The sequence below is a fragment of the Microbacterium maritypicum MF109 genome, from assembly GCF_000455825.1.
GTDB classification, from domain to species: Bacteria; Actinomycetota; Actinomycetes; order Actinomycetales; family Microbacteriaceae; genus Microbacterium; species Microbacterium maritypicum_A.
Genome location: NZ_ATAO01000101.1, coordinates 181,079 through 200,287, shown reverse-complemented (window position 1 = coordinate 200,287; position 19,209 = coordinate 181,079). Strand labels below are relative to the sequence as shown.

The 19,209-nt window shown below is 70.4% G+C and carries 24 protein-coding genes; 8 read left to right on the top strand and 16 right to left on the bottom strand.

Translation table 11 applies throughout. From position 1 onward, the window contains the following. Window positions 1-42: 42 nt before the first annotated feature. From L687_RS27090 to L687_RS27020, 16 genes are all read right to left on the bottom strand, one after another. Window positions 43-1,203: a flagellar hook protein FlgE gene (locus L687_RS27090; protein WP_021198941.1), complete on the bottom strand. Its 1,161-nt coding sequence runs from the start codon at window positions 1,201-1,203 to the stop codon at window positions 43-45. Window positions 1,204-1,229: 26 nt separating this feature from the next. Next, window positions 1,230-1,673 (bottom strand): flagellar hook assembly protein FlgD, encoded by a 444-nt coding sequence (locus L687_RS27085; protein WP_021198940.1) that lies wholly within the window; start codon window positions 1,671-1,673, stop codon window positions 1,230-1,232. Window positions 1,674-1,687: 14 nt separating this feature from the next. Then, complete coding sequence (locus L687_RS0121145) at window positions 1,688-3,169, bottom strand: flagellar hook-length control protein FliK (protein WP_031206859.1); 1,482 nt, start codon at window positions 3,167-3,169, stop codon at window positions 1,688-1,690. Then, entirely contained in the window at window positions 3,166-3,594 is a 429-nt protein-coding gene (locus tag L687_RS27080) for a hypothetical protein (protein ID WP_021198939.1), read from the bottom strand. The genes L687_RS0121145 and L687_RS27080 overlap by 4 nt, the downstream gene beginning before the upstream one ends. Then, the gene (locus tag L687_RS27075; RefSeq protein WP_021198938.1) at window positions 3,591-4,886 is read right to left on the bottom strand and encodes a FliI/YscN family ATPase; all 1,296 of its coding nucleotides are present in this window, start codon (window positions 4,884-4,886) and stop codon (window positions 3,591-3,593) included. Before L687_RS27075 ends, L687_RS27080 begins: the two co-directional genes overlap by 4 nt. Further along, a complete protein-coding gene (locus L687_RS27070) occupies window positions 4,883-5,488 on the bottom strand; it encodes a FliH/SctL family protein (protein ID WP_081859756.1) in 606 nt (201 codons plus the stop codon). Before L687_RS27070 ends, L687_RS27075 begins: the two co-directional genes overlap by 4 nt. After that, entirely contained in the window at window positions 5,478-6,482 is a 1,005-nt protein-coding gene (gene fliG, locus L687_RS27065) for a flagellar motor switch protein FliG (protein ID WP_021198936.1), read from the bottom strand. The genes L687_RS27070 and fliG overlap by 11 nt, the downstream gene beginning before the upstream one ends. Continuing rightward, entirely contained in the window at window positions 6,479-8,101 is a 1,623-nt protein-coding gene (gene fliF, locus L687_RS27060) for a flagellar basal-body MS-ring/collar protein FliF (RefSeq protein ID WP_021198935.1), read from the bottom strand. The genes fliG and fliF overlap by 4 nt, the downstream gene beginning before the upstream one ends. Next, the gene (gene fliE / locus L687_RS27055; RefSeq protein WP_021198934.1) at window positions 8,101-8,406 is read right to left on the bottom strand and encodes a flagellar hook-basal body complex protein FliE; all 306 of its coding nucleotides are present in this window, start codon (window positions 8,404-8,406) and stop codon (window positions 8,101-8,103) included. The genes fliF and fliE overlap by 1 nt, the downstream gene beginning before the upstream one ends. After that, window positions 8,406-8,798: a flagellar basal body rod protein FlgC gene (locus tag L687_RS27050; protein WP_021198933.1), complete on the bottom strand. Its 393-nt coding sequence runs from the start codon at window positions 8,796-8,798 to the stop codon at window positions 8,406-8,408. Before L687_RS27050 ends, fliE begins: the two co-directional genes overlap by 1 nt. Then, window positions 8,795-9,136, bottom strand: coding sequence for a flagellar basal body rod protein FlgB (locus L687_RS27045; RefSeq protein ID WP_021198932.1), 342 nt, complete (start codon window positions 9,134-9,136; stop codon window positions 8,795-8,797). Before L687_RS27045 ends, L687_RS27050 begins: the two co-directional genes overlap by 4 nt. Before the next feature lie 112 nt (window positions 9,137-9,248). Further along, window positions 9,249-9,545, bottom strand: a complete 297-nt coding sequence (locus L687_RS27040; RefSeq protein WP_021198931.1) for a hypothetical protein — start codon at window positions 9,543-9,545, stop codon at window positions 9,249-9,251. Next, window positions 9,542-9,928 (bottom strand): flagellar export chaperone FliS, encoded by a 387-nt coding sequence (fliS, locus tag L687_RS27035; protein ID WP_031206856.1) that lies wholly within the window; start codon window positions 9,926-9,928, stop codon window positions 9,542-9,544. The genes L687_RS27040 and fliS overlap by 4 nt, the downstream gene beginning before the upstream one ends. Window positions 9,929-9,930: 2 nt before the next feature. Further along, window positions 9,931-11,319, bottom strand: a complete 1,389-nt coding sequence (gene fliD / locus L687_RS27030) for a flagellar filament capping protein FliD (protein ID WP_021198929.1) — start codon at window positions 11,317-11,319, stop codon at window positions 9,931-9,933. A 69-nt stretch (window positions 11,320-11,388) separates the two neighbouring features. Further along, window positions 11,389-12,219, bottom strand: a complete 831-nt coding sequence (locus tag L687_RS27025) for a flagellin N-terminal helical domain-containing protein (RefSeq protein WP_021198928.1) — start codon at window positions 12,217-12,219, stop codon at window positions 11,389-11,391. Window positions 12,220-12,327: 108 nt separating this feature from the next. Then, window positions 12,328-13,128, bottom strand: coding sequence for a sigma-70 family RNA polymerase sigma factor (locus L687_RS27020; protein ID WP_021198927.1), 801 nt, complete (start codon window positions 13,126-13,128; stop codon window positions 12,328-12,330). Between the two features lie 196 nt (window positions 13,129-13,324). Between L687_RS27020 and L687_RS27015 the strand changes: the two genes are divergently transcribed. From L687_RS27015 to L687_RS26980, 8 genes are read left to right on the top strand one after another with little or no spacing between them, the layout of a single operon-like run. Continuing rightward, a complete protein-coding gene (locus tag L687_RS27015) occupies window positions 13,325-13,807 on the top strand; it encodes a flagellar protein FlgN (RefSeq protein WP_021198926.1) in 483 nt (160 codons plus the stop codon). A 13-nt stretch (window positions 13,808-13,820) separates the two neighbouring features. Next, window positions 13,821-15,230, top strand: coding sequence for a flagellar hook-associated protein FlgK (flgK, locus tag L687_RS27010; RefSeq protein WP_021198925.1), 1,410 nt, complete (start codon window positions 13,821-13,823; stop codon window positions 15,228-15,230). A gap of 13 nt (window positions 15,231-15,243) precedes the next feature. Then, window positions 15,244-16,125, top strand: coding sequence for a flagellin N-terminal helical domain-containing protein (locus L687_RS27005; RefSeq protein ID WP_029258616.1), 882 nt, complete (start codon window positions 15,244-15,246; stop codon window positions 16,123-16,125). Beyond that, window positions 16,122-16,493, top strand: a complete 372-nt coding sequence (locus L687_RS27000; RefSeq protein WP_021198923.1) for a flagellar assembly protein FliW — start codon at window positions 16,122-16,124, stop codon at window positions 16,491-16,493. Before L687_RS27005 ends, L687_RS27000 begins: the two co-directional genes overlap by 4 nt. A 59-nt stretch (window positions 16,494-16,552) precedes the next feature. Further along, window positions 16,553-17,176, top strand: a complete 624-nt coding sequence (gene tsaB, locus L687_RS26995; protein ID WP_021198922.1) for a tRNA (adenosine(37)-N6)-threonylcarbamoyltransferase complex dimerization subunit type 1 TsaB — start codon at window positions 16,553-16,555, stop codon at window positions 17,174-17,176. Beyond that, window positions 17,173-17,661, top strand: coding sequence for a ribosomal protein S18-alanine N-acetyltransferase (gene rimI, locus L687_RS26990; protein WP_021198921.1), 489 nt, complete (start codon window positions 17,173-17,175; stop codon window positions 17,659-17,661). Before tsaB ends, rimI begins: the two co-directional genes overlap by 4 nt. Then, window positions 17,658-18,725, top strand: a complete 1,068-nt coding sequence (gene tsaD, locus L687_RS26985; RefSeq protein WP_021198920.1) for a tRNA (adenosine(37)-N6)-threonylcarbamoyltransferase complex transferase subunit TsaD — start codon at window positions 17,658-17,660, stop codon at window positions 18,723-18,725. The genes rimI and tsaD overlap by 4 nt, the downstream gene beginning before the upstream one ends. Beyond that, complete coding sequence (locus L687_RS26980) at window positions 18,722-19,207, top strand: hypothetical protein (protein WP_021198919.1); 486 nt, start codon at window positions 18,722-18,724, stop codon at window positions 19,205-19,207. Before tsaD ends, L687_RS26980 begins: the two co-directional genes overlap by 4 nt. The last annotated feature ends 2 nt before the right edge of the window (window positions 19,208-19,209 follow it).

Sequence of the window (19,209 nt, the reverse complement as noted above, 5' to 3'; positions counted from 1 at the left end):
CGGGTGAGAGCGACGACGCAGACGTGATGTGCGAGGGCGGGGTCAGCGCTTGAGGTTCGTGAGCTCCTGCAGCACCTCGTCGCTGGTGGTGATGATGCGGGCGTTCGCCTGGAAGCCGCGCTGCGCGACGATCAGGTTGGTGAACTCCTGCGACAGGTCGACGTTCGACATCTCGAGCGCGCCGCTGATGATGCCGCCGAGCCCGTCGGTGCCGGCCTGACCGAGCGTCGGCTCTCCGGAGTTCCCGCTCGGGCGGTACTGGGAGGATCCGGCCTTCTCGAGTCCGCCCGGGTTGACGAATCCTGCCAGTGCGACGCGGGCGAGCACCTCGGTGTCGCCGTTGCTGAACGTGCCGACGAGGCTGCCGTCGTTCATCAGCGCGTACGAGCTCAGCGTGCCGGCCGGCTTGCCGTTCTGCTCCTTGATCGCGACATCGCTGACGTCGGCGAACCCGGTGACCGCCGAGAGGTCGACCGTGACCCCGCCGGAGACGATGGAGGAGGCCGCCGGCTGCTTGCCGTCGGTGAACGTGAGGGCGGTGTTGGTGCCGCCGGGCTCGGTGACGTTCCAGCCCGTGGCGGTGCGGGTGAAGGTGAGACGGAGCGACGTGGCCGTGCCCTCGGCGTCGTAGGTCTTGATGTCGCGCACCAGCTGCTCGCCGACGGTGGCACCGGAGGGCAGGTTGCCGGTGACGCGGGCGGTGGTGGTGGCGGTGGCAGGGCTGAGCGCTCCGACCGGAAGGCGGATGTCGCCGATGCCCTGACCGGGCACGATCACTCCGTTCTGGGCCGTCCAACCCTGCACGAGAGCGCCGTCCGCCGAGACCAGCTTGCCGCTCGCGTCGAACGAGAAGCCGCCGTTGCGGGTGTACAGGGTCTCGCCACCCGAGCGCACGACGAAGAACCCGTCGCCGGCGATCATGAGGTTGGTCGGCACGCCGGTGGGCTGCGGAGCCCCGGAGGCGAAGTTCGTGCTGATGCCGGCGACCTGCACGCCGAGACCGACCTGGGCGGGGTTCTGCCCGCCGGCGGCCTGCTGCGGCATCATCGAGTTGCGCACGAGCTGCGAGAGCGAGTCCTGGAACTGCACGGCCGAGGCCTTGAACCCGGTCGTGTTGACGTTGGCGATGTTGTTGCCGGTGACGTCGAGCATGGTCTGGTGCGAACGCAGACCCGAGATTCCGGCGAACAGAGAGCGGAGCATGGTGATGCCTTTCTGGAAGGGACTGGTCAGGACTGCGAACGGGGAGCGAGGGCGACGCCGGAGACGGCGTCAAGCGGGATGGAGGCGTCGCCGATGGTGACGAGGGGCACGGCGCCGGCGTAGGACACCGAGGTGACGATGCCCTTCTGTGTGACACCCTTCTCATCGACGTACTGCGCTTCATGGCCGATCAGAGCGGCTGCGGTCTGGCGCATGCTGAGCGCGAAGCTCTCGGTCGAGGTCGCCGTGAGCGCGGTCAACTGCTCCATCGAGGCCAGCTGCGTGGTCTGCGAGATCATCTCGTTGGTGTTCATGGGCGAACTCGGATCCTGGTTCGTGAGCTGTGTGACCAGCAGCTTCAGGAACACCTCGGAGTCGAGAGTCTTCTTGCGCTCCGTCGGGGGCGTGGTGCTGCCCGTCTGCACGCCGGAGGGCGGGATGGTGCCGGAGATGGGGTCGACCGTGGTCATGGGTTCCTCTCGGATCAGGCGAAGACGTCGATGCCGCCGTGCGGCGCGATGAGGGACGGGGGAGATGCGGGGTCTGCGGGTGACGACGGATCAGTCGGCAGAGCGCCGTCGGACGTGGTGGGCAGGGCATTCGCGTCGCGACCCGTGCCGGTTCCCGGCTGGCCGCCGTGCGTCCCGGTGGCGCCGTTCCCGGAACCGCCGTTGCTCCCGGGACCGGCGTTGTTCCCGGAACCGGTGCCGTTGCCCGGGGCGGAATGCTGCGGGTTCGACGACGCCGGGCCGTCGTCCGCGCTCGACAGCAGGAGCGAGGCGTGCGGTGCCGCAGCGGCCAGGTCGCGGCGCAGGTCGATGAGGATCGCACGGAGCGCCTCTCTGCCGAGGTCGTTCGGCGCGTGCAGCTCGATGTGGATGGCACCGCCGGAGATGTGCGCCCGCACGGTCACGGGACCGAGGTTCTCGGGGGACACCGTCAGGGTGAGGCTGTGGTCGCCGTCCGGAGCCTGGGCGAGCGACACCACGGGCGCGGCGATCTGCGGGAGCAGCGCGGGCCGGGCGGTGGGGACCGCGACCGGAGCCGCCACGGAGGTCACGGGCGCAGGGGCAGGCGTGGTGCCCACGGGAGGGAGGGCCGCGTCACCCGGCGTCGCTGTCGGCGTGGCTGTCGGCGAGGGAGACGCCGTGGCGACGGGAGTCGAGGTCGCCGCAGCAGCGGATGTCGCGGCATCCGGGAAGCTGTCGCCGACGGTCACGGACGTCTCCGACGTTCCTGTCCGGGTTGTCGGGATCGGGGCTCCGGGACCGCCGAGGACGGTCGGGGTCGGATTCCCACCGACGCTGATGCGGGGGACGGTCGGGAGAGCCGGGTTCGCCGACGGCGCTGCGTGGCCGGCCGTGCCGATCGCGGCCGTCACCGCAGGCGCGACGCCTCCCGGAACAGGAGCGGCCGTAGGTCCGGGAGTGGAACTCTGCGACGACGCGAGCATGCGGGTCTCTGCGTTCGCGGGGACCGCTGCCGGGGCCGCCGACGAAGAAACCGGAGCGCCGTTCGACCCGGTGTGCGTGGCGAGGCCTGCGGCACCGGCCTCGTGCTCGAGTGTCCCCTCGGCGGTCGTCGTCGGATCCGCGCCGTCCGGCGCAGGCCCCGGCACGAGGGGGGCTCGGGCCGCAGAGCCGTCGATGCAGACCACGGCACCATCCGGAGACGCCGGGTGACTCGGCGTGGGCGCAGGGAGGACAGGCGGGGGAGACGGGATCGGCGCGTCCGACGCCGAACCGTCCGCCGATGATCCGCCGGCAGATGATCCGTCGGCAGACGACGCGGCAGGCGACGCGGCGGATGATCCGGCGAGAGCATCATCGGTCGAGGCGCGCGAGGCATCCAGGATGACGTCGGCGAATGCCGCAGCTCCCGGCGTGACCTGCCGGGAGTGGGCGGGTGTACCCGATGCGCGATTCGTCCGCGCGCCGAGCAGATCCACGATGCCGAGAGACGTCATGCCTGGCCCTCCCTGTCCGTCTGGGCGCGCGCGCCGATCTCGTCGAGTTCGGCCTGCTCCGCGTGCAGCTCGGCGGCCCGCACCTGCAGTGCGTGCGCCTGGGCGAGCCTGTCGAGTCCGCGCATCGCTCGTCGCGCGTCCGCGTGCTCGGTCCGCGCCTGATCGACCGTCTGCTCCTGCAGCTCCGAAAGCGTCGCGAGGTCGGCGAGCAGGGTCCGGCCGGCCACACGGGCGGCAGCGAGGGCGGCGAGGGAGCGCACGTCGACGGCCTCGCTCCCGACGCCCGACAGGTGCGCGCGCAGCGAGCGGTCGCGGGCCTCGGTGTGCTGGGCGTCGATCACGGCGCGCGAGAGCCGCTGAGCCGCCGCGCGCTCCTGGATCTCGCGTACGCGCAGCAGACCGGCCAGGGAGAAGGACCGCGTCATGAGACTCCTCCGAACGCCGTGACGAGTTCGTCCAGCCGCCGCCAGGATTCGCCGATCTCGCTCGTCTCGTCGAGGGACTGGGTGAGGAAGGCGCTGATGGCCTTCTCGTGGGCGATCGCCGCGTCGATGCGGGCGTCCGCCCCGGCCTGGTACGCGCCGATGTCGATGAGATCGTTCGCGCGCCGCCGCGCCGCGAGCACGGCGCGCAGCGTGGCCGCCTGCGCCCGGCGTTCGGGAGCGGTGACCTTGCCGGCCACCCGCGACACCGAGCCGAGCACGTCGATCGCGGGATGGTGACCGGAGAGAGCGAGGGCGCGATCGAGCACCACGTGACCGTCGAGGATCGACCGGACGGTGTCGGCGATGGGCTCGTTGTGGTCGTCGCCGTCGACGAGCACGGTGTAGATGCCGGTGATCGAGCCACGGGTGTCGGTGCCCGCCCGCTCGAGCAGGCCGGCGAGGAGGGAGAACGTGGAAGGCGGATAGCCCCGGGTGGCGGGAGGTTCCCCGGCCGAGAGGCCGATCTCCCGCTGCGCCATCGCCACGCGGGTGAGCGAGTCCATCATCAGGATGGCGTGGGCGCCGTCGTCGCGGAACGCCTCGGCGATCCGCGTGGCGGTGTAGGCCGCACGGATGCGCGCCATGGCCGGCTGGTCCGAGGTCGAGACGACGACGACCGAGCGGGCGAGCCCGTCGGGTCCCAGATCGTCTTCGATGAATTCGCGCACCTCGCGACCGCGCTCGCCGACGAGGGCGATCACGGTGACTTCCGCCTCGGTGCCGCGCGCGATCATCGACAGCAGCGAGGACTTGCCCACACCGGAGCCGGCGAAGAGGCCGACACGCTGTCCGCGTCCGACGCTCACGAGCGTGTCGAGCGCGCGCACGCCGAGGGGAAGAGGCGAGTCGATCCGGTCGCGCCCCATGATCGAGGGCGGAGCATGGTCGAGGCCCACGGGGACGGCACCGGTCAGGGGCCCCTTCCCGTCGATCGGGCGCCCCAGCCCGTCGAGGACCCGTCCGAGCAGCGCGGTACCGGTCGGTACACGCAGCGCCCCTCCGCGTGCGCGCGCCGGAGCGCCGACCGTGAGGCCGGCGACGGGGGAGAGCGGCATGCATCGCAGTCCGCCCTCGCCGATCGCAACGACCTCGGCATCGATGCCGTCGAGGGTCACGACGTCGCCGACCGCTCCCTCGAGTCCGCGCACCTGCACACTCAGCCCGCGCACCTGGGAGACCTCCCCGACACGCTCCGGTCGCACCGCTTCGCGCACCGCGTCCCAGGCGTTCATGCACCGGCCTCGGCGAGGGCGCGGCGGGCGCGCTCGAGCGCACGGGCGACGCGGGCGTCGATGTGCCCGTGGGGCAGGGTCGCGATGGCGTCACCCCGGGCGAGCGTGTCGTCGGCGATGAGCGCGATGCCGGCCGGTTCGGCTGCCGATCCTCGAAGCGTCCGGAGGTCGTCCGGGTGCAGGCGCACCTCGCGGATCTCCGACGGGTCGACACCGCTGACGGCTCGTCGCGCGGCGGCTGCGGCGGAGGCGCCGGCATCGGAGAGCTCCCCGGCGACGATCAGCTCCGCGAGCTCGATCGCGCACCGCAGCACGTGGTCCTGCGCGGCCGTGGTCAGCTCGCGCTCGCGCTCGTTCAGCGACCGAGCGGCGGCGTGGAGCACGGCGACCGCGCGCGCGACCTCTCCGGCTTCGACCGCCTCACGGGCGGCCCATGCCTCCTCCGCCACGCGCTGTGCCGCCTCCGCCTCGGCGCGGCCGGCGCGAAAGCCTTCCGCGTGTCCGTCGGCATAGCCGCGCATTTTCGCCCTGGCATGCTCCTCTCCGCTCCCGCGTCCGTCGAGACGCGGGAACAGCACCGGCGAGAAGGCGTCAGTAGACATACTCGTCCTCGTCCGCGCGCTGCACGGTGATGTCGCCGGCCGCCTCGAGCGCGCGGATCGTGCGCACGATCTCGGCTCTGGCCTCCTCCACCTGGGACACACGCACCGGTCCGAGGGTGCGGGCTTCCTCGTCGAGGTTCTCCCTGTTCCGCTCGGAGACGTTGCGCCGGATGAGGTCGGCGATGGGCTGGTGCGCACCCTTCAGCGCGAGGGCGAGCGAGCGGATGTCCATGCCCCGCAGCACACGCTGCGTGTCGCGGTCGTCGAGCTTGACGATGTCGGCGAAGGTGAACATGCGCGAGCGGATGTCCTCCGCGAGGGCACTGTCCCTGTCCTCGATGCTCGCCAGGAGGGCCTTCTCGACCGTCGCCCCGGAGCGGGCGATGATCTCGACGAGCGGTTCCACACCGCCGAGCACTTCGGGGGTGTCGCGTGCGGCGAACGTCCCGGTCCGCGCCTTGAGCGCATCCGCCACGATCGCGATGGCCTCCTGCGATGCGGTTCCCATCGTCGCGATCGCATGCGCGACATCGGTGCGGGTGGGGTCGGGAAGGGCGGCCAGCACCGCGGCGGCGCGGTCGGTCGGCAGGTGGGCGAGCACCAGGGCGACGGTCTGCGGGAGCTCGCCGTCCAGAAGGGTCGCCAGCTGCGCAGGGTCGGCGGATCCGAGGAATTCGAAGGACGACGTCATCGAGGAGGAACCGACTCTGCCGAGCACGGCGGCGGCACGTTCGGCGCCGAACGTCGCCTCCAGCAGTCCTGCGGCGATGTCGCGGCCGCCACGGGCGGGCGGCAGGTGGCCCGAGGCGATCCGGTGGAACTGTCCGAGAGCCCGCGCTGTGGTCGCCGCATCGAGGTTCTGCAGGTCGATGATCTCGGCGGCGACGGCCTCCGCCTCGGATTCGGAGAGGTGCTTCATCACCTCGATCGCCTGCGCGCGATCGAGGTTCATCAGCACGACCGCCGCCGTCTGCCTGTCGGTCAGTCCGGTCATACCTGCTGCCTGTCGTCGATGAGGGTCCGCAGCAGGTCGGCCGTGCGCTTCGGGTCCTGCCGGGTGAGGGAGTCGATCTCGGCGCGGCGGCGCTCGAGGCTGACCTGCGCGGGTTCCGGGTCGGGCTCCGGCTCCGGGTCGGGAGTCGTCTCGAGGAAGGCGAGCGGAGTGGTCGGCGCCTGGTCGATCGCCGCGGTGGCGCCGGCATCGAGGACGGTGAGCGCGGGCGGGCGCTCGCCGAAGAGCTGGTCGAACTCGGTGTCGGCGCTGCTGCGTCGGCGTGCACGGATGATGAGGGCGGCGAGGCCGGCGAGCAGGGGGATGGCGATGGCGGCGGCGATGATGATCGTGTTCAGCAGCGCGGCCTGACGTGCGGCCCCCTCGGCGTCCTTCGCGGCCTGGAGCGCGGCCTGCGCCGCTTCGGAGCTGGTCTGGTTGAACGAGACGAGCTCGACCGCGATCGAGTCTCCGCGTTCGGTGTCGATACCGGCGGCGCTCTCGACGAGGTCGCTCAGCTGAGCGGTGCTCAGGTCACCGCCCGCACCCGCGTCGACCGCGACCGAGACCGACTGGCGCAGCAGCGATCCGGCGGGAGTGGACGTGCTCTGCGTGCTCTTGTTGACGGCGTTGGTCTTCGAGGTCTCGGTGGACTCGGAGGTTCCGTCGCCGTCGGCGGACGGGACGGCGATGTTGTCGGGGCCGAGCACGCCGGCGTTCGAGCTCGAGCCGTTCTGCCGGTCGGTCCTGGTCTGCTCCGTGAGCGGGGGAGCGCCTTCGGCCGGGGTGTAGGTCTCTTCGACGCGCTCGTTGACCGAGTGATCGATCTCGGCGACGACGGTCACCTTGGCGTTGCCGGGCCCGACGACGGTGTCGAGCATCTGCTGCACGTTCGCGGTGACTCGCGCCTCGTAGTCGCTGGCCTGCTGGTCGATGCCGCCGGTGGTTCCGACGCCCGCGGCGGAGAGGGTCTGTCCGCTCTGGTCCACGACGGCGACGTTTTCGGGCTTCATGCCGCTGACCGCGGCAGAGGTCAGGTGCACGATCGCCTCGACCTGCTTCGGCGACAGCGTCGAGCTGCCGGAGGTCTCCACGAAGACGGAGGCGGTGGGATCGACGGTCTCCGAGACGAAGACGCTCTCCTCGGGGATCGCGAGCTGCACCGATGCGGCGGTCACACCCTTGATCGAGGAGATCGTCGCGGCGAGCTCGCCCTCGATGGCCCGCTTGAAGGTCACCGACTGCTGGAACTCGCTCGTCGTGACGCCCATCTTGTCCAGCAGCGAGTATCCGCCGGAGCTGGTGCCGGGGAGCCCCGCCGACGCGGCGGCGAGCCGCTGGTCGTAGACGTCCTTCTCGGGGACGAGGACGGTCGCTCCTCCGTCGGCGAGTTCGTACGGCACCGATGACGACCGCAGCTGTTCGACCACGGCGTTCGCGTCGGAGGCGCTCATGCCGGAGAACAGCGGCGTGTACGTCGGGCGGCTGAGCCAGCTGGAGAGCGCGACGATGCCGAGGGCGAGCACGGCGACGCCGATGATGGCGATCGTGCGCTGGGCGAGCGAGAAGCCCGCGATCACGCGTCCGATGCGCTGGAACACGTTCGTGACGGCCTGGGGCATCAGGCTTGCATCCGCATGATCTCGTTGAACGCGTCGACACCCTTGTTGCGCACGGCGGCGACGAGTTCGAGGGTCACGGATGCGCGCGAGGACGCGATCATCGCGGAGTGGATGTCGTCGAGGTCGCCGGTGACGGCCGCGACTTTGAGTTTGTCGGACTCGGACTGCAGCGAACGCAGCTCGTCGATGGCCCCGGTCACGCTGCTCGCGAAGGCGGTGTCGTCGGTGGCCGTGGTCGTCGCGGGGGCGGGCGGGGCGAGCGTGAAACCGGAGGAGATGGCTTCGATGCCGGGGAGTGAGGCCATCAGCTGCGTCCGATCTGGAGGGCGGATTCGTAGGAGTTGCGTGCGCGGTCGACGATGGCCGCACTCGCCTGGTAGCCGCGCTGGGCGAGGATGAGCTGGCTCATCTGGTCGCCCAGGTCGATGTCGGGGTAGCGCACGTAGCCGTCCGCGTCCGCGAGAGGGTGGTCGGGCTGATGGACGAGGCGTCCCTGCGCGCTGCCCTGCGCGGTTCCGGCCACGTAGACGCCGGGGGACTGGTCGCTCGTCTGCGCGAGGATGTACCTCGCGCGGAACGCCGCACCGTTGCTGGGAGCAGCGGTGTTGATGTTGGCGATGTTGTCGCTGATGGCGTCGAGCCACTTGCGGTGCACGGTCAGGCCGGTGCCGGCGATGCCGATCGCGTCGAAGGTCATGAGGTCCTCATCGCGGTGCGCATCGACGTGAACGATCCGTTCACGGCCTGCGTCGCGAACTGATAGCGCAGCATCGTGTCGATGCTGGACAGGGTTTCGGTGTCGAGGTTGACGTTGTTGCCGTTCAGGCGCGTGGGTTCGAGCGAGGTGCCGACCGTCGCGCCGACCCGTCCGTCGCCCGCATCGATCGAGCGGGCGAGCGCCTCTTCGAACTGCACGCGCTTGGCGTGATAGTTCGGGGTGTTGATGTTGGCGATGTTGTCGGAGATCGCGCGCTGGCGCTGCGCGAGGCCGTCGAGCGCACTCGTCAGTGCGTTGATGGTCACAGAATCGAACACGAACCGGCTCCCCGTGTGTGGCTGGTATGGCCGATCCATGGCCGAGTCTTGCGAGCCATCCGTGCTCGCCCTGCTCTATCGGCAGGGTCGTCCGCGATGTTAGGAAGCGGTTTCACCCGTCGACGTCGAGGTAGGCGGGCTCTTCGGGACGGCGCGTGCTCGGGATGCGGCTCACGGCGCCGAGATGCCGACGCATGCCGTCGAGGTCGGAACGGGCACGGTCCATCGCTGAGCGCTGGAGGTCGATCACCCGCCGGGCGTGGTCGGCGAGAGAAGCGGGAAGCGGCGTGCGCGGGGGCGTCCATGGGGCGAGGGTGGCCTCGGCGGCGGCACCGGGCGCGGCGTCGAGGATCTGCTCGGCCTCCTGCTCGAGTCGGTCGAGCAGCGAGGTCCACTCTTCCACGCTCACGCCCGCGCCTCGGCCACCGTGCGCGCGGCCTCGTGCCAGGCGTCGCGCAGGGGGGAGATGATCTCGTGGCAGGCGTGCGTGCGCTCGGGATCGCGACCGATGTTGGCCCCGATGAGCGTCTGCGACAGGAACACGTACAGCGAGCGCAGACCCGCACTGCCGTTCCAGTCGTCGGTGAGCGACGAGGACAGTTCCGAGACGATCGCCTGCGCGTGCTGCAGCTGGGCGTTCGCCTCCTCCCAGTCCTCGGCGCGCTGGGCGACCTCTCCGCGTTCAATGTCGAGCAGGAGGCGGTCGTAGAGCATCGTGACGAGACGCTCGGGCGGTGCCGACAGCACGGCGTCGTCACGGTAGCGCTGCTGGGCGCGCATGGCGGCGTTCATGCTCACTTCCCGGAGTTCGAGCTCGAGCCCGGCAGGGCGGCGATCTGGGACGACAGGTACGAGGACTGCGACTGCAGCTGCGACAGCATGACCTCGAGGCGGGCGTAGGTGCGCTCGAGAGTGGACTTGCGCTGCGCGAGGCGGACGTCCCAGCGTTCCATCTGCTCGCCGAGACCCTTCACCTCGCTCTCCTGCCCGGTGATGCGCGTGGTGAGCAGGCCCTCGTACTTGTCGGAGTAGACCTTCGAGGTGTCCTGCACCCGCGAGGCGATGTCGGAGAACAGCCCTGCGACCGCGTCGGGGTCCTTCGCGAGTGCCTCGGCGAACTTCTTCTCGTCGAAGCTGAGCACGCCGTACATGTCGGTCGAGATGCCGATAGACGACGGGGAGACGCCGTTCACGGGGTGCTGCACCGCGTCGGCGAGGGCCGTGCGGAGTCCTCGGACCGCGCTGTCGCCGGTGAACACGCCCAGGGTGGTCTTGTCGCCCTGCTTGGCGGCGACGGTCGCCTTCGAGCCGTTGTCGATGCGGGTCAGGATGTCCTTGACGGCGGCGATGAAGTCGGCGGACGCCTTGGTGCGTGCCGCGGTGTCGACGGCGACGCCGATGGTGACGGGGGCGGTGGAGACGGCGGAGACGGTCACGTCGACGCCGTCGAACAGGTCGGTGAACGTGTTGCTCGACGACGTCAGCACCTGCTCGGCGCTGGTGCCCGCCCACAGCCGCACCTGCGCATCGGCGCCGACGTCGATGACGGCTGCTCCTGCTTCGGTGGAGATGTCGGAGGCGGTGCCCGCAGCGACCGCCGCGGTGTCTCCGCGATAGGCGCGGAACTGTCCGGCTTCCCCGGAATCGGCGGCACGAAGCTGCAGGCGGTGCATGGGGTTGCCGTCGGCGTCGCGTCCGGCGGGAACGGCCGCGGCGACGATGCCGAAGCCCGCTTCGTTCACGGCCCGCGCGACATCCTGCATCGACGTGGAGTCGGCCGTGACCTGCACGCGCTCGCCCTTCGCGTTCTCGAGGGTGATCACGGGCGGGTCGACGGGCCAGCCGTTGGAGGCGGCCGAGACGATGGTGTGGTTCTTGGCGACCTTGTCGACGACGATGTCGGCCGCGAGCGGCGCCGCGCCCTCGCGGGTGGCGACCGTGACCGTGGGAGAGGACGACGTGGTGGTGAAGCGGGCCAGCCCGTCGCGCGTCGCGGCCTTCTCCGCCGCCGTGGCGAGGTTCTGCACGGCGGTGTTCAGCGTCCGCAGCTGGGTGACGATGCCGTTCTTGTCATCCATCTTCGCCTTGAGCAGCGAACGGGGGATGGCCGCGACATCCATCAGCGCCTTGATGACCTCGGTGGTCTTCAGGCCGGAGACGAGGCCGTCGAGCGAGAGGGACATGGTCGCCTTTCCAGGTCGGGAGCGGACAGGGTCCGGGCGCCGGTGGGCGCCCGGACCCTATGGCATGGTTCAGCGCAGGAGCTGGAGCACGCCCTGGTTGGCCTGGTTGGCCTGGGCCAGCATCGCCGTACCTGCCTGGGACAGGATGTTCTTCGACGTGAACTTGACCATCTCGGACGCCATGTCGGTGTCGCGGATACGGCTCTCGGCAGCGGCGAGGTTCTCCGCCGACACGTTGAGGCTGTTGATGGTCGACTCGAAGCGGTTCTGCAGCGCACCGTAGCCGGCACGTGCGGTCGAGACCGCCTGGATCTGCGTGTCGATGCCCGCCAGTGCGGTACCGTACGTCGCCGCGTCCGTCATGGTCGCCGCGAGCGTCTTGATGTCGGCACCGAGGGTGGCGAAGTCGGTCAGGGCGACCGAGATCTGGTCCTCGGCGGCGACGGAGCCCGCACCGACCTGGAACGTCAGCGTGTCGCCACCCGAGAGCAGCTTGATGCCGTTGAAGTTCGTGCTGCCGGCGATCCGGGTGAGCTCATCACCGAGGGTGTTGATCTCCTTCTGGATCGCGTCGCGCGACTTCGCGTTGTTCGAGTCGTTCGCACCCTGAGCGGTCAGGTCGCGAACGCGCTGCAGGATCGAGTGGACCTCGGTCAGGGCGCCTTCCGCGGTCTGGATGACCGAGATGCCGTCCTGGGCGTTGCGTGCCGCGACGTTCAGACCGTTGACCTGCGAACGCAGGCCCTCGGAGATCGCGAGGCCTGCAGCGTCGTCGGCCGCGCGGTTGATGCGGAAGCCGCTGGACAGCTTCTCGAGCGACTTCGACAGGTCGTTCTGGGTGTTGGACAGGTTGCGGTAGGCGTTGAGGGCCGACACGTTCGTGCTGATCTGCATACCCATAAGGGTTCTCCTCCGTGAATGGTGTTGTGCGGGAGACCATCCGTGGTCTCCCGGTCACACCTATCGGCGGAGGGGACGCGAGCGTTAGCCGTGCGTATAGGAATCGGCTCAGGCGGGTGCCGGATCGCGGAAGACCCCGGCGATCCGGGAACCCGCGACGTCGGCGATCCGTGTGAAGTAGGCATCGCGGGCGCCGGCGGAGACCCGCGTCGTGGTGGTCGGTGCGGTCCCTTCGGCGAAGAACCGATCCAGGGCGTCGCGCAACAACCGGATCGCCTCCGACCGCTGCTGCGACACGGCCGAGTGCGTCACGCCCAGCTCTTCGGCGATCTCCTTGACCGGACGCTCGTCGAAGTAGACGGCCTGCACGATCCGGCGCATCCGTTCGGGAAGGGCGGCGACGGCCTGTTCGAGCACCTCGCGCCGTTCCCCGATCAGAGCGGATTCCTCGGGGAGGGGGATGTCGGCGGCGACGTCCCGGGCCGAGGTGTCGTCGATGGTGGTGAGCGTCCTGGCGGCATCGCCGAGCGCTTCGATGACGACCTCCTTCGGAACGCCCATCGCCGTGGCGACCTCGGTCGCCGTGGCGGTCCGGCCGAGACCGGCGGTCAGGGTCTCGCGGACGGCGACGGTCTCCTTGATGCGTTTGCGGATGCCCCGGGAGGCCCAGTCCATCGAGCGCATCTCGTCGGCGAAGGCGCCGAGGATGCGACGACGGGCATAGGCGCCGAAGGGCACTCCGAGCTCGGGGTCGAAGGCCTCGGCCGCGGTCACGAGCGCGAGCGCTCCGACGGCGGCGAGCTCGTCGCGGGGGATGTGGGTGGCACGGGCATGGGTCTCGGCGGCGAGGTATCCGACCAGAGGGAGGTTGCTCTCGATGAGCAGATTGCGCTCAGCGCGCGACGACATGGGGGATGATCCACCTCTCTGGATGCACTCCGGAAGTTCCGAGGAGATGAACAGATGCACATATCACACTTCTCGTGATCTGTACATGGGGAGAACTGTCCATCGCCGTTCCACATAGTAACGTTAGGCGAGCGCTGGCCGATAGTGACCTTTGGCCGCGTTGTCAGGCGGGGCGATCACTGGGGAAAAGGGGATCATGGGAGCCAACGAACTATCGATACAGCTGTGGCGCGAGCGCGAACTGCTCGAGATGCTGCTCTTCAAACTCGATGAGCAGCAGTTGCTGCTCGCCGCCGGAAGATCCCAATGGATCCAGTTTGCCGCGCGCGAGATCGATCAGGTACTCGACAGGCTGCGTGGCGCGGGGCTCGCCCGCACCGTCGAGGTCGCGACCGTCGCCGAGGAGTGGGGAGCTCCCGACGCGACGACCATCCGCGAACTGATCGCGCACGCCCCCGAAGGCGCATGGCAGGAGGTCTTCGCCGACCACCTGCGCGCGCTCACGAAGCTCGCCGCCGAGGTCGAGCAGATGCGCGACGCCAACGCCGAGCAGCTCAGCGGCGTGCTCCGCGCGACGCAGGAGACCATCGCCGCACTCGGACACGACACCGGCGAGTACACGACCAAGGGTGACCGCGCACGCGACGACGCTGCGCGCATCATCGACACCGAGATGTGACCGAGAGGGGATCATGTCGACCTTCAGTGGACTGAACACGGCGGCCAGCGGATTGGCCGCCGCCCGGCGCGGCATGGACGTGGTCGGGCAGAACATCGCCAACCAGAAGACCGAGGGATACACGCGCCAGCGCGTGACGACCTCCGCGGTCGCCGCGATCGCGCAGACCGGCCGTTTCAGCGTCGGCGCCCTCCCGGGGCACGGCGTGTCCATCGACGGGGTGGCGCGACTGGGTGACGCTCTTCTCGACGCCAGGGTGCGTGACGCCCTCGGTGCCTCGGGGTACTGGTCCACCCGGGCCGTGGCCGCGACCACGATCGAGGCGTCGCTGGCCGAGCCGACCGCGAACGGACTCGCGGCGCGGCTGTCGAAGTTCTGGTCGGGCTGGCAGGATCTCGCGAACACCCCGGATTCGGGTGCGGCGGCGTCGAGCATCCTCGAATCGGCGAAGGAGCTCGCCTCGCACATCGCCGGCGGGTATCGCAACGTCGCCACGCAATGGAGCAACGCCCGCGACTCCGCCGATCGCACGGTCTCGCAGGTGAACGCGACCGCCGACCAGATCGCGGTGCTCAACGACGAGATCCGCGACGCGCTCGCCTCCGGTCGCTCGGCGAACGAGCTGATGGATCAACGCAGCGTCCTCGCGCAGAACGTGGCGAGGATGTCCGGGGCGGCGGCGACGATCGAGGCCGACGGCACGATGACGGTCCGCCTCGGTGGCAACGCACTGGTCTCGGGTTCCGACGCCCGCCATCTCGTGTTGACGGGCCCGGCCTCGATCGACTCCGGTCAGCGCTTCAGCCTTTCCTGGGCGTCCGCGCCCGATCTCCCCGTGTCGATCGACGGCGGCGAGCTCGGCGCCTCGCTCTCGGTTCTGGCACCCGCGGCCGACGGCGGCATGCTCGCCGGACTCGCGGCGACCTACGACACGGTGGCGACGGCCCTCGCCGACGCGATGAACGCGCAGCACCGGGCGGGCGTCACCTCCACGGGCCAGGCCGGCGGCGACTTCTTCACGCTCCCCGCCACCGGATCCGCAGCGCTCGGTCTGAAGGTCGCGGTCGGATCCGCCTCCGAACTGGCGCTCGCCGCCCCGGGGTCGGGGGCGTTGGACGCGACGAACGCCGACCTGATCTCCCAGATCGGCCGGCGGGCCGGCTCTCCCGATGCGATCTGGTCCGATCAGGTCACCCGGTTCGGCGTCGCGACGGCCGCCGACGTGCAGCGCGCCAAGCTCTCCGATTCCGCTGCGGTCGCCGCGGTCGGCGCACAGCAGTCGGTCGCGGCTGTCGACGGCGACGAGGAGACGATCAGCCTGCTCACCTACCAGACCGCCTACCAGGCCGCAGCCCGCGTGATGACCGCGGTGGATGAGGCGCTCGACGTGCTCATCAACCGCACGGGTCTCGTCGGACGCTGAGCGAAGGAGCACCGTGATCTCTCGAGTGACGTCATCCGCGATGACGCAGACGGCCATGCGCCAGCTGCAGTCCAACCTCTCCGAGCTGGCGCGTCTGCAGGAGCAGGCGACGTCCCAGCGCGCGTTCGCCGCCCCATCCGACGATCCGGCAGCCGCGGCAGCCGCACTCGCACTGCATGCCGAACAGCGGCGCACCGAGCAGTATGCCCGCAACATCGACGACGGCCTGGCCTGGGTCACCGCCGCCGACACGGCCATCACCGCGAGCACGGCCCTGCTGGGGCGCGTCCGCGACCTCACCGCCCAGGGAGCGAACGACGGTGCGCTCGACGCCACCGCCAAGGAGGCCCTCGCCGTCGAGCTCGAGGGCATCCGCAAAGAGCTCCTCTCCCAGGCCAACACCCGGCTGCTCGGACGCTCCGTGTTCGCCGGTACCTCCGACACCGCGGCCTTCGCTGCCGATTACAGCCACAGCGGGGTGCCCGGAGCCGAGGTCACCCGACGGGTGTCGGACGCGGCATCCGTCCGCGTCGACACCGACGGCGCCGCCGTGTACGGCACCGGAGACGACTCGGTCTTCGCCCTCGTCGACAAGATCGTCGCCGACCTCCGATCCGGCACGAACGTCGGTCCCCGGCTCGGCGAGATCGACGGTCGCCGTACGGCCATGCTCGCGGTGCAGGGCTCCGTGGGCACCAGGCAGGCTCAGATCGAACGCGCCAAGGAGGCGGCAGTGCAGAATTCCGTGTCCCTCGAGTCCCGCAGGACGGCGGTGGAGGACGTCGATTCGATCGAGGTGCTCGTGCGCCTGCAGGCACAGGAGCTCGTGTACCGCTCGGCGCTCGCCGTGAATGCGCGCGTCCTCCAGCCCTCGCTCATGGACTTCCTCCGATGACCGCCGCACTGACCTTCCTCGCCCCGCCGCCGGGACTCGCCCCCCACGTCGACTTCGCGCTCGCACCCGTCGACGGATCCGACGGGCTCTTCTCGATGCGCGCCGTCGACGACTCCGCCTTGCGCCTCTACCTCGTCGATCCCCGGAGCGTCCTGAGCGAGTACGCGCCGACCCTGACCGACGAGCAGGCGGAGGGGCTTGCGCTGGGATCGCCGGATGACGCGCTGATCCTCGTGGTCGCCCATCCGTCCGCTGAGGGGGTGAGCGTGAATCTCCTCGCCCCGGTGATCGTCAACCGGACGACGGGAGCCGCATCGCAGGTGATCCTCGAGGATCAGGACTACCCGCTGCGCGCCCCGCTCGGCTGACCCCGGACCTGGGCTCCCGTCGGCCGCTCTCCTCAGGCGGCGGCGGCTAATCTGGAGTCGTGATCCTTGCCGTCGATACTTCCCTGGGCACGGCTGTCGCCCTCATCGATGCCGACGGGACGCGCCGCGCCGAAGCCGGTGCCGTCGACCCGCTCGGCCATGCCGAGGTCATCGGCGACCTCCTCGTCCGTGCTCTCCACGAGGCGGGCGATGCCCAGATCACCCACGTGGTCGCGGGCATGGGACCCGGTCCCTTCACCGGGCTGCGCATCGGCATCGCCGCAGCGCGCACCTTCGCCCTCGGGCGCGGACTGCCGGTGATCCCCGTCCCCAGCCATCTCGCGGCAGCACTCACTGCTCTCGAGGCCGACGCCGCGACCGTACCGTTCGCGATCGTGACGGACGCCCGCCGCCGCGAGGTCGCCATCACCGTGTTCCACGGCCTCGACGACGACGGCATCCCGGTGATCGTCTCCGACACCGTGCTCGTGCGGGCCACAGAGGCCGACGCGTACCTCGACGGCATCCGACGTATCGATGTGGCGACGCTCTCCGGGACGGATCTGGCGCGGGTCGGCGCACGCGCGCTCGCGGCCGGTCGCGCCCTCGCCGGCGACGAGCCTCTCTACATGCGTCACCCCGACGTCACGCTCCCCGGCGCCCCGAAGAAGGTGGGCACATGACGCTTCGCAACGCCACTGTCGAAGACCTCGACGCGATCATGGCGATCGAGAACCGGTCGTTCCCGTCGGACGCCTGGAGCTCGGAGACCATGGCCGCCGAGCTGGCGAGCCCGCACGGACGGTACCTGGTCGACGAGCATGAGGGGGCGGTGGTCGGGTACGGCGGGGTGCGCGCCCTGCAGGGAAGCGCCGACGCCGACGTCCAGACCATCGCGTTGCTCGCCGAGTACCGCGGCCAGGGGCGGGGCAGGACGCTGCTGCGTGCGCTGCTCGCGGCGGCCTCGGAGCGTGGTGCGCGCGAGATCTTCCTCGAGGTGAGGGCCGACAACCCCTCTGCCGAGGGGCTCTACCTGGCCGAGGGTTTCGAAGAGATCGCCCGCCGCCCGCATTACTATCAGCCCGACGACGTCGATGCGATCGTGATGCGTCGAGAACTGCCAGGTCACCCGGTGCCGGGCGCCACGGCCGAGGAGGCGAAGTCATGAGCGAACCGCTGGTCCTCGGCATCGAGACGAGCTGCGACGAGACGGGCATCGGCATCGTACGCGGACGTACCCTGCTCTCGAACACCATCGCCTCGAGCATGGACGAGCACGCGCGATACGGCGGCGTCGTGCCCGAGGTCGCCGCCCGAGCGCACCTCGAGGCGCTGCAGCCGGCGATCGATGCGGCACTCGCCGAGGCCGATGTGCGCCTGGACGACCTCGACGCGGTCGCCGTCACGAGCGGCCCTGGGCTCGCCGGGGCCCTGATGGTCGGCGTCGGCGCGGCGAAGGGCCTGGCGGTCTCGCTCGACAAGCCCCTGTACGCGGTGAACCATCTGGTCGGGCACATCGCCGCCGACATCCTCACCGCCGATTCCGCTCCGCTCGAGTATCCGACCGTCGCGCTGCTCGTGTCCGGTGGACACACCTCGCTGCTGCATGTGCGCGATCTCACCACCGACGTCGAGCTGCTGGGGGAGACGATGGACGACGCGGCGGGAGAGGCGTTCGACAAGGTCGCCCGTCTGCTGTCGCTGCCGTATCCCGGCGGACCGGAGATCGACCGGGCAGCGGCCGACGGTGACCCGAACGCGATCCGGTTCCCCCGCGGGCTGTCCCGTGCCTCCGACCTGGCGAAGCACCGCTACGACTTCTCGTTCTCGGGGCTGAAGACGGCGGTGGCCCGCTGGGTCGAGCGCTGTGAAGCCGAGGGGGTCGAGGTCCCGGTCGCCGATGTCGCTGCGAGCTTCCGGGAAGCAGTGGTGGACGTTCTGGTCACGAAGGCGCTGGCCGCCTGCGCCGACCTCGGTGTGCCGCGGCTGCTGCTCGGAGGCGGCGTGATCGCCAACCGGCGTCTGCGCGAGGTCGCTCTGGAACGGGCCGGAGCCGCGGGGGTCACGGTGCGCATTCCGCCACTGTCCCTGTGCACCGACAACGGCGCGATGATCGCGGCGCTCGCCGCCGAGCTGATCTCGTCCGGCCGCCGTCCGTCCACCCTGGACTTCGGTGCGGACTCGACGCTTCCCGTGACCGAGATCCAGATCGCGGAGGCGGTGTCGGCATGAGCGACGTTTCCGGCTCTCCCGAGGCGACACCCTCGACGACGCCGGCGGCGCGCATCGAACGTCCCAGCGGCGAGGTCGAGCATCCGGCCGGCAGCGCTCGTCTGCCCGGCGCCCGCCGTGACGGCTACACCAAGATGCCGACCGGGCCGGTCGGCATCGAACCGGTCGTCGCGACCGGGCCGGACATCGATGCGCCCGATGACACGGAGTGGGAGCCGTCGACGGGATCCGTGCCGATCGACGACACCCGTCTCGCTCCGTGGGCGCTGTTGGCCGCGATCGTGGCTCTCGGGGCATCGTTCTTCGTCGGCTGGGGCATCCCCGTCGCGGTGGTCTCGGTGATCGCGGCGATCATGTCGCTGCGTCGCCCTGTCGAGAGCCGGGCGATCGCGCGGTGGGCGCTCGTGCTCGGTCTCTGCGCCACGGTCTACAGCTTGGGCTGGCTGGTCTGGGCTGGCATGCAGTTCGAGAGACTCGGCTGACC

What these genes read in the sequence shown, in the direction of transcription:
- L687_RS27075 (WP_021198938.1), bottom strand. Translation starts at nt 4,886, where the DNA reads ATGAACGCCTGGGACGCGGTGCGCGAAGCGGTGCGACCGGAGCGTGTC.
- tsaD (WP_021198920.1), top strand. Translation starts at nt 17,658, where the DNA reads ATGAGCGAACCGCTGGTCCTCGGCATCGAGACGAGCTGCGACGAGACG.
- fliD (WP_021198929.1), bottom strand. Translation starts at nt 11,319, where the DNA reads ATGTCCCTCTCGCTCGACGGCCTCGTCTCCGGCCTGAAGACCACCGAG.
- L687_RS27025 (WP_021198928.1), bottom strand. Translation starts at nt 12,219, where the DNA reads ATGGGTATGCAGATCAGCACGAACGTGTCGGCCCTCAACGCCTACCGC.
- L687_RS27050 (WP_021198933.1), bottom strand. Translation starts at nt 8,798, where the DNA reads ATGACCTTCGACGCGATCGGCATCGCCGGCACCGGCCTGACCGTGCAC.
- L687_RS27080 (WP_021198939.1), bottom strand. Translation starts at nt 3,594, where the DNA reads ATGACGCGGTCCTTCTCCCTGGCCGGTCTGCTGCGCGTACGCGAGATC.
- L687_RS27070 (WP_081859756.1), bottom strand. Translation starts at nt 5,488, where the DNA reads ATGTCTACTGACGCCTTCTCGCCGGTGCTGTTCCCGCGTCTCGACGGA.
- L687_RS27020 (WP_021198927.1), bottom strand. Translation starts at nt 13,128, where the DNA reads ATGTCGTCGCGCGCTGAGCGCAATCTGCTCATCGAGAGCAACCTCCCT.
- L687_RS27000 (WP_021198923.1), top strand. Translation starts at nt 16,122, where the DNA reads ATGACCGCCGCACTGACCTTCCTCGCCCCGCCGCCGGGACTCGCCCCC.
- fliF (WP_021198935.1), bottom strand. Translation starts at nt 8,101, where the DNA reads ATGCCCCAGGCCGTCACGAACGTGTTCCAGCGCATCGGACGCGTGATC.
- L687_RS27015 (WP_021198926.1), top strand. Translation starts at nt 13,325, where the DNA reads ATGGGAGCCAACGAACTATCGATACAGCTGTGGCGCGAGCGCGAACTG.
- L687_RS27090 (WP_021198941.1), bottom strand. Translation starts at nt 1,203, where the DNA reads ATGCTCCGCTCTCTGTTCGCCGGAATCTCGGGTCTGCGTTCGCACCAG.
- fliE (WP_021198934.1), bottom strand. Translation starts at nt 8,406, where the DNA reads ATGGCCTCACTCCCCGGCATCGAAGCCATCTCCTCCGGTTTCACGCTC.
- rimI (WP_021198921.1), top strand. Translation starts at nt 17,173, where the DNA reads ATGACGCTTCGCAACGCCACTGTCGAAGACCTCGACGCGATCATGGCG.
- flgK (WP_021198925.1), top strand. Translation starts at nt 13,821, where the DNA reads ATGTCGACCTTCAGTGGACTGAACACGGCGGCCAGCGGATTGGCCGCC.
- fliS (WP_031206856.1), bottom strand. Translation starts at nt 9,928, where the DNA reads ATGAACGCCGCCATGCGCGCCCAGCAGCGCTACCGTGACGACGCCGTG.
- fliG (WP_021198936.1), bottom strand. Translation starts at nt 6,482, where the DNA reads ATGACCGGACTGACCGACAGGCAGACGGCGGCGGTCGTGCTGATGAAC.
- L687_RS27085 (WP_021198940.1), bottom strand. Translation starts at nt 1,673, where the DNA reads ATGACCACGGTCGACCCCATCTCCGGCACCATCCCGCCCTCCGGCGTG.
- L687_RS26980 (WP_021198919.1), top strand. Translation starts at nt 18,722, where the DNA reads ATGAGCGACGTTTCCGGCTCTCCCGAGGCGACACCCTCGACGACGCCG.
- L687_RS0121145 (WP_031206859.1), bottom strand. Translation starts at nt 3,169, where the DNA reads ATGACGTCTCTCGGCATCGTGGATCTGCTCGGCGCGCGGACGAATCGC.